We start from the raw sequence: 3907 nt of genomic DNA on the forward strand, positions 1-3907 counted from the left end.
GTGGGTGTCGACCTTGGTCGACACGCTGCGCCCTGGTAGGTGTCGACCTTGGTCGACACTGCCGGCCAGCGGCCGGCACCGCTCTGCTAGCGCCGGGCCATGCCCGGCGGCTTTCCGACCAGACACTTTCGATTCCGGATGCAGCCCGCGCTGCGCGCTCGCCGGGCATGGCCCGGCGCTACCTCCAGCTCAGGGCTTGGCCTTCTCCGGCAGGCGGTACAGCTCTTTTTCGTAGGCCAGCGTGCCCCACATCGCGTAGGCATGTGCGCGCCGCGCCAGTTCCGGCCGCAGCGGCTGCGGCTGCAGCTGGTCGCTGGCCGGGTCGTAGCGGAAGCCCTGCGCGGGCTTGTCCGGCTGCAGGATGGCCACGTCGTTGCCCTCCATCCACGCCAGGTTGCGGTCGTACTGCATCAGCGCGCGTCCCGGCTGCAGCCGCTGCAGGTCGGTCAGGTCCTGCCCCACCGTCGGGGTGGGATCGGTAATGCCCAGCAGTGACAACAGCGTCGGCGGCAGATCGATCTGGCTGACGATGCGGGTATCGCGGCGCGCCTCGATGCCGCCGCCGAGAATCAACCCGGGAATATGGAAGTTGCCGATCGGCACCATGTTCTTGCCGAACACCCGCGAATCATGGTCGGCCACCACCAGGAACACGGTGTCCTCCCAGTACGGTGAGGCCATCGCCTTGCGGAAGAACTCGCCCAGCGCATGGTCGGCGTATTTGGCGGCGTTGTCGCGGGTCTGGTTCGGCTGCTCGTACAGGTCGATGCGGCCATCCGGGAACTCGAACGGATCGTGGTTGCTGGAGGTGAACACCAGGCCGAAGAACGGCGTGCCCTGTGCTTTCAGCTGCCGGAACTGCTGGTCGGCCTGGCCGAACAGGTCTTCATCCGACGCACCCCAGGAGCCGACAAATGCCGGCTTGCGGTAATCCTTGCGGTCCACGATGCGGGTGAAGCCGTTGGCGAGGAAGAACTCGCGCATGTTGTCGAAGTGGCTTTCGCCGCCGTAATAGAAGCCGGTGTCGTAGCCATGCCGTCCAAGCACATCGGCCAGGGTGAAGAAGCGCTGGCGACTGGCGGGCAGCTTGACCACCGATTCGGCCGGGGTCGGCGGGAACCCGGTCAGTACCGCCTCGATGCCGCGTACCGAACGCGTGCCGGTCGCATACAGACGCTCGAACGCCCAGCCCTGCCTGCTCAGGCGGTCGTAATTGGGCGACAACGGCCGCCCGCCAAGACTGCCGATGAACTGCGCGCCCAGGCTTTCTTCCAGCACGATCACCAGATTGCGCGGCTTGCCCTGGTACTGCGGCGGACGCAGCGCCAGGCTCGGCAATGCGTCGGAGACATACGCCGATGCCGGCAGGCCGCTGCTGGCGCGCAGTTCGCCGACCACCTCGGCCAGCGGCAGGTCACCGTAGACGCGCGAGGTTTCGCTGCGGGTCGCCAGTTGCCGCGCGGCATAGCCGACGGTGTACAGCGAATTCAGCGGCAAGGCGTTGATGGTCGGGTCGGTCGAGAACGCCACCAGTGCCGGATTCAAGGGCCGATGACCCAGGCTGGAACGCACGCCCAGCGCCGCCAGCAGCAGCACCAGGAACGCCAACGGCAGCCGCCACAGCCATCCGGCTTCGACTGTGGCCATCGGGCTGTTGCCGACCCAGCGCCGCGACCCGCGAAGCAATGCCCAGAACAGCACGATCACCGCGGCCACTTCGATCACCACGGCCAGCAGATGGCCGCGCAGCAGGGTCATCCCGACTTCTTCGGGATAGATCAGATATTCCAGGAACAGGCGATTGGGGCGCAGGCCGTACTCGGCCATGAAACTCGGCGTGGCCAGCTCCATGAACGCCAGCAGCACGCTCGCCAGGATCAGCCACCACCGCAGCAGATGGCGCCACGCGCGGCCCATGCGCCCTTCCAGCGGCAACAGCAGCGCCAGCACCGCCGGGATGCCGTACAGCAGGCACAGGGTGGACACATCCACCCGCAGGCCCTGCAGCAGCACCGTGGCCCAGCCGTCGGCAGCACTGACCCGCGCGGCGTGCCACAGCGCCAATCCCAGTCGCGACAACGACAGGGCGACCAGGCCAAACAGGAAGAAGGCGGCAATCGGACACAGACGCCGGTACAGCGACACCCACACAGCTCGGAGCATGAAAGGAATCCAGAAATGGAGCAAAGGACACCCATGCCCCATCCTTGGCAGCGGGCCACACCGTACAACGTGCAACCCGACACAACCGCCAGCGCGGCAGGACCACCCGCCGGCACCGCCAACGCCCGCCGCAGCGTTGATCAGGCCGCGGCAGTGAGCGGCGACGGTTCCGCAACCGCCTGCGCTTCAATCCCTGCCGGGCATTCGAAGCGCGTCCAGCCGGCCTCGCACAATACACTGTGATGACAGTCGAGCGTTGACCGCCGGCGCGGTCCCCAGGTTCCCGCCACAACGCGTCGAGAGCGCCGCGCTAGCCTCGCCAGCGCTCCAGCACTGCCGCGCAATCGGCCAGATGCCAACAGGCCATGTCCGGCCACAGGTTGTCCGGGGCATTGACCAGCAGCGTGCGGCTGCCTGCCGCGCGGCCGCATTCCAGATCGAAGCGGTAATCGCCCACCATCACCACCTGCGACGGTTCCACCTGCCAGCGCCGCAGGAAGTACTGGAGCCCGGCGGGGGACGGCTTCGGCTCGGCCTCGTCACGGCCGATGATGGCGTCTTCGGCAAATACGTCACCCAGCCCGATGGCCTGCAGGGTGACCTGCGCCAGGCTGCGCACGTTGCGGGTCAGGATGCCCAGCCGGCAGCCGGCGCCCTGCAGCGCGCGCACCAGCGCCACCGCGCCCGTCGCCGGCTGCGACGCAGCGGCCAGCGCACGCTCGTGCGCCAGCAGCCAGGCATGCTTGGCGCGGGCCTCCGCGGCCGGCAACCCGGCCAGGTGAGTGAGGATGTCATCCTCCTGCGGGATCGCCAGTTCGCGCTTGATCCGCGCGAAATCATGCACTGCCACGGTCAGCGTGCCATCCATGTCGAACACCCAGTGGCGGATCGTCGACAGTGCCAGCGCAGCCACCCGTGCATCCATGGTCAATGCCACCACGCCGGCATGCGGCTGGCGTCCACGCCACCGGTTTCAAACACCGCCGTGCGGGTGCCACCGGCCTTGACCGGGAATTCGATGCGGATCGACTTGCCCTTGGCTGCCAGCTTCCACAGCGCCTTCTGGTCGGTGATGAACAGGGCGATCGCCTCGTCGGTCTTCGGCCGCCAGGCCGCCATGGAGATCGGCTTGCCATCGTCCACCGTGACCTTCACCGTGCACTGCGGGCAGCGGAAATCGCCGGCCTGCAGCACCAGGTAGGCATGACGCTTCCATTCAGGATGATCGCGGAACACCAGCTGCACCGGCTTGGCACCACTGCCATCCACGTCCACCCGTTCCTTGCTGAAGATCTGTGCCGACACCTGGTTGCCCTTGCTGCCGACCGGAATCTGGTTGTACTGCCACAGCGCCTGCATGCGGCGCAGGTCGCGCGCGGCATCGCCCTTGGCCTTGACCTCGTCGAAGCCGGCGGCGATGCGCTCGGCGGCGGCGGTGTCCTTGTACTGGTCCAGCAACGAGGCGCCATGCAGGCGCGCACGCTCCCAGTCCTGCGCGGCCACGGCCATGTCGTACTGCTTGGCCACGTCCTCGGCCTTGGCTTCCTTCTGCGCCTGCACGGCGGCAGCGGCGGCCTCCTGCGCCTTGCGTTCTTCCTCGGGGTTGCTGCAGGCGGCCAGGGCCAGGGTGCAGGCGGTGAGCAGGATCAGTCGTTTCATGGCGGAGGTCCTTCGTGTTTGCGCTTTTTTGTAGAGTCGAGCCATGCTCGACTGCTGTTGAAAAGCCCGTCGAGCATGGCTCGAC

Annotated in this window: 3 protein-coding genes; all 3 read right to left on the reverse strand. The window is 67.4% G+C overall.

Going from position 1 to position 3907, the window contains the following annotated elements:
• Positions 1-189 precede the first annotated feature (189 nt).
• The gene (locus ACFX4F_RS19295) at positions 190-2163 is read right to left on the reverse strand and encodes an LTA synthase family protein (RefSeq protein ID WP_380657906.1); all 1974 of its coding nucleotides are present in this window, start codon (positions 2161-2163) and stop codon (positions 190-192) included.
• Between the two features lie 310 nt (positions 2164-2473).
• Positions 2474-3088 carry an HAD family hydrolase gene (locus ACFX4F_RS19300; RefSeq protein ID WP_380657909.1) on the reverse strand — a complete coding sequence of 205 codons (615 nt, stop codon included), beginning with the start codon at positions 3086-3088 and terminating at the stop codon, positions 2474-2476.
• 2 nt (positions 3089-3090) lie between these two features.
• A complete protein-coding gene (locus ACFX4F_RS19305; protein ID WP_265952013.1) occupies positions 3091-3822 on the reverse strand; it encodes a hypothetical protein in 732 nt (243 codons plus the stop codon).
• Between the last annotated feature and the right edge of the window lie 85 nt (positions 3823-3907).

Origin of the sequence: Stenotrophomonas sp. YIM B13575, from assembly GCF_042787595.1 — a bacterium.
Lineage (GTDB): Bacteria > Pseudomonadota > Gammaproteobacteria > Xanthomonadales > Xanthomonadaceae > Stenotrophomonas > Stenotrophomonas lactitubi_B.

What these genes read in the sequence shown, in the direction of transcription:
- ACFX4F_RS19295 (WP_380657906.1), bottom strand. Translation starts at nt 2,163, where the DNA reads ATGCTCCGAGCTGTGTGGGTGTCGCTGTACCGGCGTCTGTGTCCGATT.
- ACFX4F_RS19300 (WP_380657909.1), bottom strand. Translation starts at nt 3,088, where the DNA reads ATGGATGCACGGGTGGCTGCGCTGGCACTGTCGACGATCCGCCACTGG.
- ACFX4F_RS19305 (WP_265952013.1), bottom strand. Translation starts at nt 3,822, where the DNA reads ATGAAACGACTGATCCTGCTCACCGCCTGCACCCTGGCCCTGGCCGCC.